Source organism: Chloroflexota bacterium (assembly GCA_009840625.1).
Lineage (GTDB): Bacteria > Chloroflexota > UBA11872 > UBA11872 > VXNJ01 > VXNJ01.
Map to the genome: position 1 here is coordinate 307,056 of VXNJ01000001.1, position 15,506 is coordinate 322,561.

Genomic DNA, 15,506 nt, shown 5'->3' on the forward strand with positions numbered 1-15,506 from the left:
GCCGGCATCCGGCAGCTAGGTATTTCCGTCCCAAATTCCCAAGGATCGTAGCGACGCCGCCGACGGTCAGATCAATCCGATCCGCTCGTAAATTCGATCCCGGGTCGCATCAGCGACCGGTCCGGCCCGTTCGGCGCCGGCGGCCAGGAGCGCATCGAGCCGGCCAGGTTCGCGGGTCAACTCGAGGTACCTGCTGCGCAACGGCCGCAGGGTCTCGATCAGAGCGTCGGCGACGCGGTCTTTGAGCTGGCCGTATCCGAGCCCGTCGAATTCTGCTTCGATCTCGTCCTCGGCCCGCCCGTCCAGCGCCTGATAAATCGAAAGCAGGTTGTAGACCCCCGGACGCTGCGGGTCGAATCGGATCGAATTCTCCGAATCGGTGACCGCCCGGCGGACCTTGCGCCGGATCTGGTCGGGGTCGTCCAGGACCATGACCTCGCCGGAGTGGTCCCGGTTGGACTTGCTCATCTTGGCGGCCGGGTTTGTGAGCGACATGACTCGGGCGGCCTTCGGCGGGATCGCCGCCTGCGGGACCACCACGGTGCCTTTGCCGAGTTGCTTGTTCAATCGCTCGGCCGCATCGCGCGTCAACTCAAGGTGCTGACGCTGGTCGTCACCGACCGGGACGTGGGTGGCGTCGTAGAGCAGGATGTCGGAGGCCATCAGGGCCGGATAGGTAAACAGCCCGGTCGAGGCGCGTTCGCGGTTCTGGCCGGCTTTGTCCTTGAACTGGGTCATGCGCTCGAGCCAGCCCAGCGGGATGTAGCAGTTCAGGACCCAGGCAATCTCGGCATGGGCGGACAGGTGCGACTGCTGGAAGAGGACCGAACGCTTGGGGTCGATTCCAGCCGCGATCAGGATCCCGGCAACTTCACGGATGTTGGCGCGCAGCAGCTGGGGGTCCTGCGGGACGGTGAGCGCGTGCAGATCGACGATTACGAAGTAGTTTTCGGCCCGGTCCTGGTTGGCCGCCCAGTGGCGGATCGCGCCCAGGTAGTTGCCGATGTGGATGTTTCCGGTCGGCTGTATCCCGGACAGGACGCGGGCGCGGGGTTCGGCGGGCTGGTCAGTCAATTGGGAATGAAGTGGTTGGCGAGGAGGTGCTCGAAGATCGCGTCCGAGCAATCGTCGCAATAGCTGGGATCGTATTCGTCTTCGGCGTGGGCAAAGTCTAGGAGGGTTTCCACGGTCGGGGCGTGCCGCATTACGCAGGCATCGTTGAGACAGTGCCAGTCGCCCCAGGAAAGCTCGGCGTTTTCGCGACCGGCGGGAACCGCTTCCATGATGTGGCCAAGCGAGTGCATGGCCAGCCGGGCCAGCGCCAGCTTGCGCTCGGCCGAGCGCCGGATCTGGCGCACCCGGTTGACGGATATGACCGCCGCAAGGTTCGGTTCGGTGGCCGAAAGCGCAAATGACGGGTCCTCGCCGGCCATGCGCTCCGGTACGTCGTGCAGGTCGTGGTGGATGATGGCCAGATCGTAGTGGGCCCCCATCTGTTGCCAGGGTTCCTGGCGGATCGTCTCAATGAAACGGCGTCCGTCGATCACCCCCGAGGCCTCATCGAGGCTCTGCTCGACGTAGTAAAGGGTCGACCAGTAGGGCGAGCCCTTGTCGACCGAGGGTATGTGCCAGGTCCCCAGCGGCCGCAGGTGCGGGCGCGTCAGGCCGATGCCGGTATCGGCGGCCAGCAAGAAGGCGTGCTCGAGCGCGCCGGCGGCGCCGTCGATTACCGCCCGGGCCTCAGTCATCGTGACCTCGGGCGTCCATTGGACCGAGATCGATTTCACTGCGCGGTAGTCGCGTCCCCGGCCAGCGGGCCCGGCCAATCACGGACCAGTTGCGTGATCAGGCGCACCCCGACCCCCTTGCCGCCGCCCTGCCAGAGCGGGGTCTTCTTGCCCTCGTAGGCAGTACCGGCGATGTCCAGGTGGGCGAACGGGTATTGGCCGGCGAAGTGCTTGAGAAACATTCCGCCGTTGATCGAGCCCGCGGCGCGCCCGCCGGTGTTGTCCAGATCGCCGGTCTTGGCCTTAATGTTCTCTTCGTATTCGTCCCAGAGCGGCAGTTCCCAGACGCGTTCGTTGACCTTGTCGCCGGCCCGCGAAAGCCGGTCGGCCAACTCCGGGCTGGTGACCATCATCCCGGTCGCGAAGTGTCCGAGGGCGATCACAACCGCGCCGGTGAGGGTGGCCATGTCGACGATGGCGTCGGGTTCGAAGGTCTGGGCGTGGCAGAGCGCGTCGGCCAGAATCATCCGCCCCTCCGCGTCGGTGGAGACGATCTCGACCGTCTTGCCGTTGGAAGCGGTGACCACGTCCGACGGCCGCAGGGCGCGGCCGGACGGCATGTTCTCGACCGTCGGGACGATGCCGACCACCTTGAGGGCGGGTTTGAGGCGGGCGACCGCGAGCATTGTGCCGATCGTGGCCGCGGCCCCCGACATGTCGAACTTCATGTCCTCCATACGGGCGCTGGGCTTGATCGAAATACCGCCGGTATCGAACGACACGCCCTTGCCGACCACCGCCAGGGTGCCGGCCGCAGCCTGATCGGGCTCGTAGATCATGGTGATCAGGTGCGGCGGCTGTTCGGATCCCTGGGCCACCGCCAGCAGCGAACCCATCCCGGCCGCGCGCATCTGATCCTGGTCCATGGTCGAACAGTCGAGACCCTCGCTTTCGGACATTTGGCGGGCGGCCTCGGCGATCGCCCCGGGCGTCATGTCGTTGGGCGGGGAGTTCTGCAGGTTGCGGGCCAGGATCACCCCGTCGGCGATCGCGTTGCCGGCAGCCATGCCCTTGGCAAGTTCATCGAGACTGGCGGCGTCGAATTCGACCAGCTCGACGGTCGCGAGCTCGGGGTCGGAATCGTCGTCGGCGCGGATGGTCTTGTACTTGTCGAAGCGGTAGACCGCCAGCCGCGCCCCCAGGATCGTGGCCTCGGCCGCGGCGGCCGGAGACAACCCGCCGACGCCGGCCCCGAAGGCGACGATCGCGGCCCGCTTGGACCCGGCTTTGGCGGCTGCAGCGACCCCGGCCGCAGCGGCTTCGGCGGCGGCCTCGGCGCTGAACTTGGCGGCGTCCCCGAGCCCGACGACCACGACCCGGTCGGCGGTCAATTCCGGGCCGGGGTAGAGCGTGAGGACCTGGTTGGCCCGTCCGCTCAGGTCGCCCAGCCGCGCGACCTTGGAAATCTGGCCGCCGAGCCTGGCATCAACCGCGCCGGTCGCACCCGCGGGGGCGGTCACGCCCGCGAACAGGTTCACGATGATCGTGTCGGCGTCGGTGGCGCAAATGTCGCCGGACGTAAGCAACGTCTGCAAGGCCGGGTCCTTCTTAGCAAGATGGGGCGTGGATCGCGCGCAGCCACGGCGGGCGGGCAAGGATAAAGATTCTAGGGGTGCCCGCGGCTACGACCGGTCGTCGGTCGGGCGGATCGGGTGCGCCCGCGGAAGATCCGAAACGCTCAATTCAAGGCTTCCGTTCCTGCCGCCCGGCGCCCTTCCCACAATCGGTCCGCCGCGCCGCCGCCGTGCGCAAAAATGCAGGCGGACAGTTTCGTTCCCAACCCGCTAGGCATCGCCCCATCATGCCCCGAAAACTGCGTTTCGGAATCATCTCGACCTCCTATCACTATTCGCTGCGGGTGCATGATCAACTGGTCGGTTCGCAAAAAGTCGAACCGGTCGCGATCGCCAGCCGCAGCCTCGATACGGCCTGCGCCTACGCCGCTGATCACGGAATTCCGCGCGCCTATGGCTCCTATGAGGAGCTGCTCGCCGACCCGGAAATCGATGCGGTCTTTAATCCGCTGCCCAACTTCCTGCACGCCGAGTGGGTGATCAAGGCGGCCGAGGCCGGCAAACACTCGCTCTGCGAAAAACCTATGGGCGATGACGCCGCCCAGGTGCGGGAGATGGCGGCGGCCTGCGAAAAAAACGGGGTGCTGCTCAGCGAGGCGTTCATGTTCCGGTTCGCGGCCCGCAACCGCCGCGCCCGGGAGATCATCGCCTCCGGCGAGCTCGGGCGGATCTGGACGGTGAAGGCCGGTTTCTCGTTCAACGTCCCAAGGTCGCCGCGCAACATCCGCCACTACCCCGAGATGGCCGGCGGCGCGCTGGCCGACGCCGGCTGCTACACCGTAGCGGCTGCCCGCTTCCTGCTCGGCGCGGAGCCGGTCGCGGTGCTTTCTTCGATGCACATCGACGAAGAATTCGGCGTGGACATGTCGGGCTCGGGAATCCTCGAGTTCCCCGGCGGCCCGACCGCCCTGATCTCATATTCAATGGAGGACGCCGGAAGCCAGCAAATCGAGGTGATCGGGTTCGACGGGCGGATGGTGCTGGACCAGTTCGTGATCTCGGCCGGCGAACCGGGCACGATCAGCGTTCGCGCCAACCGGAGCGACGTCGAGCGGGTCGAGCACTTCCAGGCCGACCTGATCTACCGGGCCGAGTTCGAGACGTTCGCCGACGCGGTGCGCGGGGAAGCCGAACTGCCGTTCGACCAGCGGGACGCGATCGCCCAGGCGCGGGTGCTGGACGCCCTGCGCGAATCGGCCCGCCTGGAACGCAAGGTGGGCCTCCCGCCGCAGCCGGGCCGCTAGGTCACATTTCGGCAATACTTCGGTGCCGAGATCATCGCGCCAACCCGAACCCGAACGTCCAATCCGATCCAGATAGGAGCTGCCCCATGCGCGGCCAGATAACCCATGCTGACGAGGTCGACGGCGTCACCCGCGGCAGCGGGATCAGCACCCTGCCGTTCTTCGGCGAGTGGTCCGGCGCCAGGCAGATGTCGACCGGCATGACCGTATTCCCGCCCGGCGGCGGGGTGGTTATGCACTCGCACAACGTCGAGGAGTGCGTGACCGTGATCGAGGGCGAGGGCACCGCGGTAATCGACGGAGAGGAATTCGCCGTCCGCACCTGGTCGACCACCTGGATCCCGGCCGGCGTCCCGCACCGCTTCTACAACAGTGGCTCCGGGCAGATGCGGATCCTCTGGGTATACGGGGATGCCGACGTTACCCGCACGGTGACCGAGACCGGCGAGACGTTCAAGCACCTCTCGGCCAGCGACCGGCAGACCGGCAGCAAGGGATAAAGACCAGGCATGAAAATCATCGCCATCCGCGCCCGGACCCTGGCCGCGCCGAACAAGGAATCGCGCGCCATATTCGACCCTCCGGCGCCGGCCGCGCTGGGCGGTTCCGGGCCGTTCCGGGACGGGTCTTTCACCCTGCCCGAACCGGCCGCGCTGACCGTCGTGGAGGTCGAAACCGACGCCGGCATCACCGGGCTGGGGACGGTCGGCGGCTTCAACATCGCCGCCGATTCGATCATCAGCGGGCACCTGGCGCCGCTACTTATCGGGAAAGACCCGCTGGCGATCGAGGCCCTTTGGGACCACATGTACCACCAGACCCAGCAGTACGGCCTGCGCGGGGCGGTGATCATGGCGATGTCGGGGATCGACCTCGCCCTCTGGGACATCCTGGCCAAGGAATGCGGTCAGCCCGTCTACAACCTGATCGGCGGCAAGAGCAAGCCTAGGGTTCCGCTGTACATGAGCCTGCTGCGCAACAACGCCGGACTTGAGAACACCGTCGCCCGGGCCGCCGCCGACGCCGAGGCGGGCTTTCAGGCGATGAAGTACTTCTTCACCATGAATCCGGCGCACGGCCCCGAGGGGATGCGGCGCGAGGTGGAAGTGGTCCGCGAGATCAGGGCCGCGATCGGACCGGACGTGCAGTTCATGGTGGATGCCCACATCCAGTGGGATCTGCCCTACGCCAAGCGCATGATCGACTCCATCGCCGAGTACGACATCGCCTGGCTGGAGGAACCGCTCTCGCCCGACGATATCGACGGGCATCGCCGCCTGGCCGATTACAGCCCCATCCCGATTGCCGCCGGCGAGCACGCCCGCACGCGCTTTGATTACCTGGACTTCATCAACGCCGGGGTGCACTTTCTGCAGCCGGACATAAACCGGGTCGGCGGTTACACCGAGGTCTTGAGGATCTGCGCCCTGGCCGCGACCCATCACCGGGCGGTCTGCCCGCACCAGGGCTGGCTGCACTCCTACCACCTGATCACGGCCAAGACATGCTGCCCGATCGGGGAGTACTTCCCGGCCCGCTACCCGCTGACCGGGAATTCATACGTCTGGGGCGCGCTGCGCAACGAACCCGAGGCCGTTAACGGCTGCATCGAACTCTCCGACGAACCGGGTTTCGGCTGGGAGCTGAACGAGGAATTTATCCGCGAGCACCAGGTCTCGTTCGGGTAACCAGACGGGCCGATTTGCCGAAAACACATATATTCGACTAGGCCCCGAGAAAGCTCTTAGTTGAACCCTTGACCGACAGTTCGGCAGCGTATTTCAAGCATCCGGCGGTCAGCGCCTGGTTCGAGTCCAAGTTCGCCGCTCCGACCGACTCCCAGGCCGCCGCCTGGCCGGCAATTGCCGCCGGCGACGACGTGCTGCTGGCGGCACCGACCGGGTCGGGCAAGACCCTGGCCGCCTTCCTTTGGGGCATAGACGAGCTGGCCGAACAGATCCCGGCGCGGCCCGAACCCGAATCGGTGGAGATCGTCTACGTTTCCCCGCTCAAAGCGCTCTCCAACGACATCTCCCGCAACCTGCGCCAGCCGCTCCGGGAGATGCGCGCCGGCGACCCGAACGCGATCGGGTCGATGCCCGAAATCCGGGTCGGCCTGCGCACCGGCGATACGACCCAGAAAGACCGCGAGGCGATCTACCGCCGACCGCCGCACATCCTGGTCACGACCCCGGAATCGCTGTTCCTGCTCCTCGGATCGGTGCGCGGGCGCAAGGCGCTTTCCGGCGTGCGGACCGTAATCGTCGACGAGATCCACTCGCTGGCGCGCGATCGGCGCGGCTCGCACCTGGCGCTTTCGCTGGCCAGGCTTGATGCCCTGACCGGCCGGCGGGCGCAGCGAATCGGTCTCTCGGCCACCCAGAAGCCGCTGTCGGAGATCGCCCAGTTCCTCTGCGGATACGACTCCGGCCGGCCGCGCCCCTGCCGGATCCTGGACTTCGGCCACCAGCGCCGGATTGACCTGGCGGTCGAGGTCATGGACGTCGAGCTGGGCGCGGTCGCCTCGGGCGAGTACATGGCCGCGCTCTATGCCCGCGTCGCCGACCTGGTCAACGAGCACCGCACGACGCTGGTATTCGTCAATACCCGGTCGCTTTCGGAACGGGTGGCCTTCAATCTCGCCGAGCGCCTCGGCGAGGACGTCGTCGCCAGTCATCACGGATCGCTGGCCAAGGAGCGCCGCCTGAATGTCGAACAGCGGCTCAAGGCCGGTCAATTGCGCGCCCTGGTGGCGACCGCGTCGCTCGAATTGGGAATCGACGTCGGGCACATCGACCTCGTCCTCCAGGTCGGGTCACCGCGGTCGATCGCCGCGTTCCTGCAGCGGATCGGTCGTTCCGGCCACGCGATCGACCTGATTCCCAAGGGAAGGCTCCTGCCGACTTCGCGCGACGACGTCCTGGAGTGCGCCGCAATCGTTCGCGCCGCCCGCGCCGGCATCCTGGACCGGGTCGTACTGCTGGAGCGGCCGCTGGACGTTCTGGCCCAGCACGTGGTCGCCGAATCGGCGGCCAGGTCGTGTTCGGAAGACGAGTTGTTCGCCCTGTTCCGCGACGCCGGCACTTACCAGGAACTGACCCGGTCCGAATTCGATTCGGTCCTGGAGCTTATGTCCGAGGGCCTGGGATCCGGCGGCGGACGCGGCAACCCGCTGATCCACCGCGACCAGATAAACGGAACCGTGCGCGGGCGCCGGGCGGCGCGGATGGTGGCCGCAACCAATGCCGGAACCATCCCCGAACAGGGCGACTACCTGGTAGTCGCCGAACCCGACGAGGCCGTGGTGGGCAGCGTGAACGAGGACTTTGCCATAGAGAGCATGGCCGGCGACATATTCATCCTGGGGACCAACTCCTGGAAGATCCTGCGGGTCGAATCCGGGCGCGTGCGGGTCGCCGACGCCCACGGGGCCCCGCCCACGATCCCGTTCTGGCTGGGCGAGGGGCTGGGCCGCACGCCCGAGCTCTCGCATCAGGTCTCGCGGCTGCGCGGCGACCTGGCGGAGGCGCTCGATGAGGGCAACTCGGCCCGTACGAAACTGGCCGAGGACTGCGGGCTGACCGAAGCCGCGCTGGGATTGCTGCTCGACTACGTGCGCGCCACCCGCGACGGCCTGGGGCTGGTGCCCACCGATACCGACGTCGTGTTCGAGCGGTTCTTCGACGAGGCCGGCGGTATGCAGCTGGTCGTGCACGCCCCGTTCGGCCAGCGAATCACCAAGGCCTGGGGGCTGGCCCTGCGCAAGCGATTCTGCGTGCGCTTCGACTTCGAACTGCAGGCCGCCGCCAACGACAACTGCATCCTGCTTTCGCTCGGTCCCCAGCATTCCTTCCCGCTTCAGGAGTCCTTTTCCTACGTCACGTCCGACAACGCCCGACCCTCGCTCAGGCAGGCGATCCTCTACACCCCGCTTTTCCCGACCCGCTGGCGCTGGAACGCGACCCGGGCGCTTTTCGTGCGCCGGTTCCAGAACGGGCGCCGCGTGCCGCCGCCGATCCAGCGGATGCGCGCCGACGATCTCCTGGCGGCGGTGTTCCCGGAGCAGGTAGGCTGCCAGGAAAACGTGACCGGACCGCTGGAGATCCCCGATCACGTCCTCGTGCATCAGACCGTTGAGGACTGCCTGTTCGAGGCCCACGACGTAAAGGGCCTGGAGGAGATCATGCGCCGCATCGAGTCCGGCCAGATTCGCCTGCACGCCCGCGACGTGACCGAACCCTCGCCGATGTCGCACGAAATCATCAACGGCCGCCCGTTCACATTTCTGGACGATGCGCCGCTCGAGGAGCGCCGCTCGCGGGCGGTCCAGCTGCGCCAGGTCCTCCCGCTCGAGCAGCGCGAGTTGGGGGCGCTTGATCCGGCCGCGATCGCCCAGGTGCTCGCCGAGATCGCCCCCGACCCGCGCGATTGCGACGAACTGCACGAGCTTCTCTTCAGCCTGGTGATAGTCCGGGTTTCCGCACTGGAGCAGTGGTCGCACCTCATGGACGAGCTGGTCGCCGCCAACCGCGCGCGGAGGCTGCAGCTAGACGGCGCCGAGTTCTGGTTCGCCGCCGAATCGGCGGCCATGGTAGGGGCGCTGTTCCCGGAGGCCGGGGTCGATCTGGGCGGGATTCCCGAGCGGGCCCTGGCCGCCTTCGAGAGCCCCGACGAGGTCCGCATCCGCGCGGTGCGGGGACACTGCGAGATATGCGGACCGGTGACCCCGGCCCAGATCGCCGAACGAACCGGCCTGTCGGAAGTCGACGCCCAAATCGGTCTGACCCAGATCGAAGGCCTGGGTCACGTCCTGCGGGGCCAGTTCGAAGGCGACGGTCAGGCCTACTGCGACCGCCAGCTGCTGGCCCGGATTCACCGCCGCACGCGGGCGCGGCTGCGCGCCGAAATCGCCCCGGTCACCCGCCAGGACTTCCTGCGCTTCCTGATGAACTGGCAGTTCCTGGGACCGGATACGCGCTTGCAGGGGCGGGCCGGGCTGCGCCGGGCGATCTTGCGCCTGCAGGGTTACGAGGCGCCGGCGCCGGCCTGGGAAGGCGAGCTGCTTCCGGCCCGGGTCAGCGATTACGACCCCGCCCTGCTGGACGAGTTGTGCCTGGCCGGCGAGGTCACCTGGCTGCGCTTGAGCGTTCCGGGCAATGGACGGTCCGGACCGAGCCGGCGGTCGGCCACGCGAGCTACCCGTATCGCCTTGATGCCGCGGCGGCAGCTCCCGCTGCTGCTGGCGGCCGCCCGCGGGTCCGAAGACCCGCTGGACGGGTTGACCGATGGCACCCGGGAGCTCTTCGAGATCCTGCGCCAAAAAGGGGCGCTGTTTTTCGAAGACCTCATCGGGCACAGCGGGCGGTTGCCCGAGGACGTCGAGCGGCGGCTGCTCGAACTGGTCGCCGCGGGGCTCGTCAATTCCGACGGTTACGCCTCGATCCGGGCGCTGTCCAATCGACAGCTGGCACGCCGCCTGCGTCGCGGCAACTTCGCCGGCCGGCGCCAGGGACTGCTAAACGACGCCTGGCCGCCGGGCCGCTGGGCAGCGATCCTGCCGGCGACGGCGCCGCCGGACGAGGAAGCGGTGCTGGACGGAATTGCCGAGGTGCTGCTCGAACGCTATGGAGTCGTTTTCCGCGAGCTGGCTACCCGGGAACGCTGGCGCGTTCCCTGGCGCCTGCTGCTGCGGCGGCTGCGGCTGATGGAGGCCCGGGGCACCATTCGCGGCGGACGCTTCGTGTCCGGGCTGACCGGCGAACAGTTTGCGCTTCCCGAGGCACTGGAGGCATTGCGCCGTCAGCGCAGAACCAGCCCGTCCGTCGAGTTGGCGCCGGGCGCCGACGACCCGGCGAATCTAGCCGATTACCTCGACCGCTCACCGGCGGAGCGGTACCGGTCCTGATTTGAGCCTCGGCCGACGCGCCGGGCCCCCATCGTTTGGAAAAGTTCGCCCGGACCGCACCGGGTGCGCCAAATCACGCGGCTGAAATCGGATCCGTTGCAAAAACCTCCAAGCGGCGCTAAAAAACCCCGTATTTGAGGTACGCCTCACTCGGATCCATGCCAGCCAGGATCGCCCGGCGCATTTCGCTTTCGGTGGAAATCAGCTTTTCGGCGGACTCGGTCACTGCTTCCACGGCGCCGGCCGGTATCACCACCGCGCCGTCGATGTCGGCGAGCAGGAAGTCTCCTGCGTTTATGTCTACTTCCCCGATCCTGATGGGCTCGCCAAGCGATTCGACGACCCATCGGCCGACCACGTCGGAAGGTGTCCGGTAACGGCAAAAGACCGGAAAACGGCGGTTGACGATGAATTCCGTGTCCCGGCAACCGCCGTCCACGAAAAACCCCAAAACCCCGCGGGTCCGCAGCGCTTCGGCGGAGAGCTCGCCCATGTGCGCGATGGAGGAGTCGTTGGGCTGACAGACGACCACCGCCCCGGCCGGGGCGGCGCTGAGCAGCCTGGTCCATCCGAGTAAAGTTTCGTGGTCATCGGCCGATTGGTCGGGGCGGCCCTCGCATGGCCAGATCGGGCCCGCCAGCGCGAATCCAGAATCCAGCGGACGTATGGCGCTTGGGAGCACCGCAGGTGCCAGGCCGAGGTCGCGCATCGCATCGTAGACGGCTCCGCTGTAGCAGGACCGCAGGCGGTCCGTCAGTTCGATTTCAGGCCTTTGCGCGTCTGCCATTGACAGCTTCCTCCCGTGGTTCACGGGAAACGAGCCGGCTCGGGCCGAACGACGGCTCTCTCCCGCGATTGATTTTGGAGTCGCGCGCTGAATCGGAGGGCGGCCACATCGCCAGGATGCGGGTGACGCGATTGCGTTCCGATGAACGCAATCCGGGCGGAGGCGAGGGCGGGATCAGGTCGGTCCGCAGATTTGATCGACCCGGCGCCGGGTTAAATTGGCGCACGGCCGAGCGCCGCCGGATCGGGATTTAGCGGGGACCGCGACAGATGGCAGAACTTGACGGCAAGGTAGCGATCGTAACCGGTGCCGGCCGCTTGCGCAGCATCGGCCGGGGCGCGGCGGTGGGATTGGCCAGGCGCGGCTGCGCGATCGTGGCCGTCGGGACCGGTCGCGATCCAAGCACTTTCCCATCCGATGAGCAGGAGATTGGTTGGCGCGACGTGGAGAGCGTCGCCGACGAAGTCCGCGCCCTGGGGCCCCGCGCGCTGCCGCTGGTGGCCGATGTGTCGCAGCGCGATCAAGTCGAACGCCTGGTTGCAAACACGCTGGACGAATTCGGCCGGGTCGATTTCCTGATCAACAACGCCGCCGCCCCCAAGGGCGACGACCGAGTGCCGCTGGTTGAATTGACCGAGGAGCAGCTCCGCCTGGTGATGGAGGTGAAAGTCCTGGGCAGCTTCTTCTGCGCCCAGGCGGTCACCCGCGCCCTGATCGAGCAGGGCGAGGGAGGCAGCATCGTCAACGTTTCGTCGATCGCCAGCAAGCGGCCCCAGGCCAACGCCTCGGCCTATGCGGCCGCCAACGCCGCGCTCAACGCGCTGACCGCGTCGCTGGCCTGGGAGCTGGGCGCTCACAACATCACCGTCAACTCGGTGTGTCCCGGCCTTGCCGCGACCTCGCGCTGGGATTCGGACCTTGGCACCAGCCGCTGGGACGAAATGGTCGATCGACGAGTGCCGCTTCGGCGGGCCACCGACGGCGACGAGACCGGCGAATTCATCGCTTTCCTCTGCACCAAGGCCGGGTCGTACATCAACGGCCAGGCGATTAACTTCGACGGCGGAGTCGCGACCGGGTATTGAACGGTTGCACGCCGGCGAGGCCCCGTCGGGCCGGGGGCGGACCGGCGCGGATGGCAATATCGGATTGGGCGCAAACCGCCTAGGCGGCCGATCCGAAATCGGGAAGCGCTTGGTTGAACCGCGGGAGAGGGATTGCTGATGCGGGCGTTCAGTAGCAAGCACATTCGGAAGGGCCGTCTGGCGTTGGCGGCGTTTGCCGGGGTCGCGTTACTGGCGGCGCTGCCGGTCGCGGTCGCAGCCGCCGTCGACACCGAGACCGAATTCGTCCTGAACACCTTCTCCTTCCTGATCTGGGGCGCGCTGGTGATGTGGATGTGCGCCGGCTTCACGATGCTCGAATCGGGGTCGGTCAGGACCAAGAACGCCGCAATGATCTGCCTGAAGAACATCGGCATCTACTCCATCGCCGGCCTCTCCTACTACTTCATCGGATACAACCTCATGTACGTCGACGTCGTCGACGTGATCGGCTCGTTCAAGCTGACGTACGGTCCTTCGGCCGACGAGCTGGCGCTGCTGGCCGGCGAAGCCGATGCCCTGGCGGGCGTGGTCGAGAACGGCTACTCGCGGATGTCGGACTGGTTCTTCCAGATGGTGTTCGTGGCGACCGCCGCCTCGATCGTCTCCGGCGCGCTGGCTGAACGGGTGAAGATGTGGTCGTTCTTCGTGTTCACGCTGCTGCTGACCGCTGTCGTTTACCCGATCGTGGGCGCCTGGACCTGGGGCGAGGGCTGGCTTTATCAACTCGGCTTCACCGATTTCGCGGGCTCCACGATCGTGCACAGCACCGGCGGTTGGGCGGCCCTGGCGGGGGTGATCATCGTCGGTCCCCGGCTGGGCCGATTCCGCCGCGACGGCACGGTGCGCAACGCCCCGCCGTCGAACATCCTCAACGTGACCCTGGGCGTCTTCATCCTCTGGCTCGGCTGGTTCGGGTTCAACGGCGGCTCGCAGCTGGCCCTGGGCGGGGCCGTGGACGCGGTGGCGATGAGCCAAATCATCGTCAATACCAATCTGGCGGCGGCGGCCGGGGTTATGGCGGCACTGGCCGTCTCGCGCCTGGTGTTTGGCCGGATCGACCTCTTCGCGGGCCTCAATGGCGCGATCGCCGGGTTGGTCTCGATCACCGCCGGACCGGACCTTGCCGAGCCTTACTGGGCGGTTTTGATCGGAGTAATCGGCGCTCTGATCTGCACCGGCGGGTTGAAGCTGCTCGAGGTGGTGAAGCTCGACGACGTCGTAGGCGCGATCCCGGCCCACCTCTTCGCCGGGGTGTGGGGGACCATAGCGGTGGCGATCTTCGGGACCGGCGACATCCTGGCCCAGCTGGCCGGCGTGGCTTCGATCGGGGCGTTCGTCTTCCTGGCCTCGCTGGCGATCTGGAAGATCCTGTCGTTGACCATCGGTGCGAGAGTCTCGCGGGACGTCGAGCAGATCGGCCAGGACAGCGGCGAGTTGGGCATGGAGGCCTACCCCGAATTCGTGCTCATGCCTGAAAACTTCGACGAATAACCGGGCCGCGGACGTTGCGCTCCGAGGGGCCAGCCCTGTCGGGGTGCGTACCCCCAGACGGGGCAACCTGGTCCTGGAGGCTGGCGGGCGCTACGCTCGGTTTGACTGAGGGAAGTCCCATAGGCGAAAGGATGCGCAATGCCCTCCGAGTTGTACGAACGGGGACTGCCGGTTCGACGAGAGGTTCTCGGCCGCGAGTACGTGGACCGCTCGATCGCCGAGGCGGATGAATTCCTGCGGCCCCTGCAGGAACAGATAACCGAACACGCATGGGGCACGATCTGGACCCGACCGGGGCTGACGCGGAGGGATCGCAGCCTGCTGAACGTGGGAATGCTCACGGCCTTGAATCGGCCGCATGAACTCCGGCTGCACGCGCGCGGGGCGCTGAACAACGGCGTAACCCGCGACGAATTGCGCGAAATCATGCTGCAGGTCGCCGTTTACTGCGGGGCCCCAGCGGCGCTGGACGGCACCCGGGTCATCCGCGAGGTCCTGGCCGAAGCAGACTCCCGAGCCGGCTAGGTTCGGAATGGCCAAGAATATTCAGGGGCGTCGCGGCCCGGATTCCCGACGCCGCGGCACCATCGGAGCGTTGGGAAGGGGAGCAAAGTGATCAGGATCGCACAATTCGGGGCCGGCCGCATCGGACAGGTGCACGGGCCCAATCTGGCCGCCAGCTCGAGGTTCGAGTTGGTCGGGGTCTCCGACCCGGTCCAGGCGCCCGCCGACGCGTTGGCCGCAGACCTGGGTTGTTCGGTGGTGACCCCGGAGGAGATATTCGCCGACGATTCGATCGAGGCGGTGCTGATCGCCTCGTCGACCGATACCCACGCCGAGCTGATCGAGGCCGCGGTCCGCGCCGGCAAGGCCGCGTTCTGTGAAAAACCGATTCATCTCGATTCGGGCCGCGCGCGCGAGTGCCTGGAAGTGGTTAATGAGCACTCTGGGCGCCTGGCGATGGGATTCAACCGCCGCTACGACCCGAACTTTGCCGAACTGAAAGCCAAACTCGACGCCGGCCGGATCGGCACGACCGAGATGGTCAGCATCATCAGTCACGACGCCGAACCGCCCTGGCCCGAATACGTCAAGGTGTCGGGCGGGCTGTATCGCGACATGATGATTCACGACTTCGACATCGCCCGCTGGCTGCTCGGCGAGGAACCGATCCAGGTCTACGCCAGCGGATCGGTCCTGATCGATCCGGCGATTGGCGAAGCCGGCGACGTCGATTCGGCGATGGTGATCATGCGCACCGCCAGCGGCAAGCTGTGCCACATCAACTGCTCACGGCGCAACGCCGGCGGCTACGACCAGCGGGTCGAGGTGCACGGATCAGACGGAAAACTGCTGTTGGACAACGTGTCCTCCAACACCGTAAGCGTCGCCGGCGCCGGCGACACGCGGGTCGATCCACCGCCGAATTTCTTTGTCGAGCGCTACGCCGACTCCTACCGACTGGAGCTGGACGAATTCGCCGACGGCATCGAAAGCGGCGACTTCAAGTCGCCAACCGGGGCCGACGGGCTCAACGCGCTGCTGCTGGCCGACGCGGCCACGACCTCAAGCCAAACCGGCCAACCCGTGGCGGTGCAACTGGTCTGACCGG

At 67.0% G+C, this 15,506-nt stretch carries 12 protein-coding genes; 8 read left to right on the forward strand and 4 right to left on the reverse strand.

The genetic code is table 11. The features are described 5' to 3' along the window. Positions 1-66: 66 nt before the first annotated feature. The 3 genes from trpS to F4X41_01320 are packed head-to-tail and all read right to left on the reverse strand — an operon-like array spanning position 67 to position 3,382. Complete coding sequence (trpS, locus tag F4X41_01310; GenBank protein ID MYB15665.1) at positions 67-1,074, reverse strand: tryptophan--tRNA ligase; 1,008 nt, start codon at positions 1,072-1,074, stop codon at positions 67-69. Next, entirely contained in the window at positions 1,071-1,787 is a 717-nt protein-coding gene (locus tag F4X41_01315) for a hypothetical protein (GenBank protein ID MYB15666.1), read from the reverse strand. Before F4X41_01315 ends, trpS begins: the two co-directional genes overlap by 4 nt. Then, positions 1,784-3,382: a leucyl aminopeptidase gene (locus tag F4X41_01320; protein ID MYB15667.1), complete on the reverse strand. Its 1,599-nt coding sequence runs from the start codon at positions 3,380-3,382 to the stop codon at positions 1,784-1,786. The genes F4X41_01315 and F4X41_01320 overlap by 4 nt, the downstream gene beginning before the upstream one ends. Positions 3,383-3,588: 206 nt before the next feature. Here F4X41_01320 and F4X41_01325 point away from each other — a divergent pair, with 206 nt between their 5' ends. From F4X41_01325 to F4X41_01340, 4 genes are all read left to right on the forward strand, one after another. Continuing rightward, on the forward strand, positions 3,589-4,605 hold the full coding sequence (locus tag F4X41_01325) for a Gfo/Idh/MocA family oxidoreductase (GenBank protein MYB15668.1): 1,017 nt from the start codon (positions 3,589-3,591) through the stop codon (positions 4,603-4,605). Positions 4,606-4,691: 86 nt separating this feature from the next. After that, positions 4,692-5,105: a cupin domain-containing protein gene (locus tag F4X41_01330; protein ID MYB15669.1), complete on the forward strand. Its 414-nt coding sequence runs from the start codon at positions 4,692-4,694 to the stop codon at positions 5,103-5,105. A 9-nt stretch (positions 5,106-5,114) separates the two neighbouring features. Then, positions 5,115-6,293, forward strand: a complete 1,179-nt coding sequence (locus tag F4X41_01335; GenBank protein MYB15670.1) for an L-rhamnonate dehydratase — start codon at positions 5,115-5,117, stop codon at positions 6,291-6,293. A gap of 68 nt (positions 6,294-6,361) precedes the next feature. Continuing rightward, positions 6,362-10,510 carry a DEAD/DEAH box helicase gene (locus F4X41_01340; GenBank protein MYB15671.1) on the forward strand — a complete coding sequence of 1,383 codons (4,149 nt, stop codon included), beginning with the start codon at positions 6,362-6,364 and terminating at the stop codon, positions 10,508-10,510. Between the two features lie 118 nt (positions 10,511-10,628). Here F4X41_01340 and F4X41_01345 read toward each other — a convergent pair whose 3' ends face one another. Further along, the gene (locus F4X41_01345; GenBank protein ID MYB15672.1) at positions 10,629-11,297 is read right to left on the reverse strand and encodes an RraA family protein; all 669 of its coding nucleotides are present in this window, start codon (positions 11,295-11,297) and stop codon (positions 10,629-10,631) included. 269 nt (positions 11,298-11,566) lie between these two features. Here F4X41_01345 and F4X41_01350 point away from each other — a divergent pair, with 269 nt between their 5' ends. The 4 genes from F4X41_01350 to iolG all read left to right on the forward strand — a co-directional run bounded on the left by F4X41_01350 (position 11,567) and on the right by iolG (position 15,502). Next, positions 11,567-12,382, forward strand: coding sequence for an SDR family oxidoreductase (locus F4X41_01350; GenBank protein MYB15673.1), 816 nt, complete (start codon positions 11,567-11,569; stop codon positions 12,380-12,382). 138 nt (positions 12,383-12,520) lie between these two features. Further along, entirely contained in the window at positions 12,521-13,894 is a 1,374-nt protein-coding gene (locus tag F4X41_01355; GenBank protein MYB15674.1) for an ammonium transporter, read from the forward strand. Positions 13,895-14,032: 138 nt separating this feature from the next. Continuing rightward, positions 14,033-14,419, forward strand: coding sequence for a 4-carboxymuconolactone decarboxylase (locus tag F4X41_01360; protein ID MYB15675.1), 387 nt, complete (start codon positions 14,033-14,035; stop codon positions 14,417-14,419). An 87-nt stretch (positions 14,420-14,506) separates the two neighbouring features. Continuing rightward, positions 14,507-15,502, forward strand: coding sequence for an inositol 2-dehydrogenase (iolG, locus tag F4X41_01365; GenBank protein ID MYB15676.1), 996 nt, complete (start codon positions 14,507-14,509; stop codon positions 15,500-15,502). The last annotated feature ends 4 nt before the right edge of the window (positions 15,503-15,506 follow it).

Bases quoted from the DNA above. Each gene is read 5' to 3' on its own strand.
- F4X41_01330 (MYB15669.1), top strand. From the start codon at position 4,692: ATGCGCGGCCAGATAACCCATGCTGACGAGGTCGACGGCGTCACCCGC.
- F4X41_01350 (MYB15673.1), top strand. From the start codon at position 11,567: ATGGCAGAACTTGACGGCAAGGTAGCGATCGTAACCGGTGCCGGCCGC.
- F4X41_01360 (MYB15675.1), top strand. From the start codon at position 14,033: ATGCCCTCCGAGTTGTACGAACGGGGACTGCCGGTTCGACGAGAGGTT.
- F4X41_01355 (MYB15674.1), top strand. From the start codon at position 12,521: ATGCGGGCGTTCAGTAGCAAGCACATTCGGAAGGGCCGTCTGGCGTTG.
- F4X41_01345 (MYB15672.1), bottom strand. From the start codon at position 11,297: ATGGCAGACGCGCAAAGGCCTGAAATCGAACTGACGGACCGCCTGCGG.
- F4X41_01335 (MYB15670.1), top strand. From the start codon at position 5,115: ATGAAAATCATCGCCATCCGCGCCCGGACCCTGGCCGCGCCGAACAAG.
- F4X41_01325 (MYB15668.1), top strand. From the start codon at position 3,589: ATGCCCCGAAAACTGCGTTTCGGAATCATCTCGACCTCCTATCACTAT.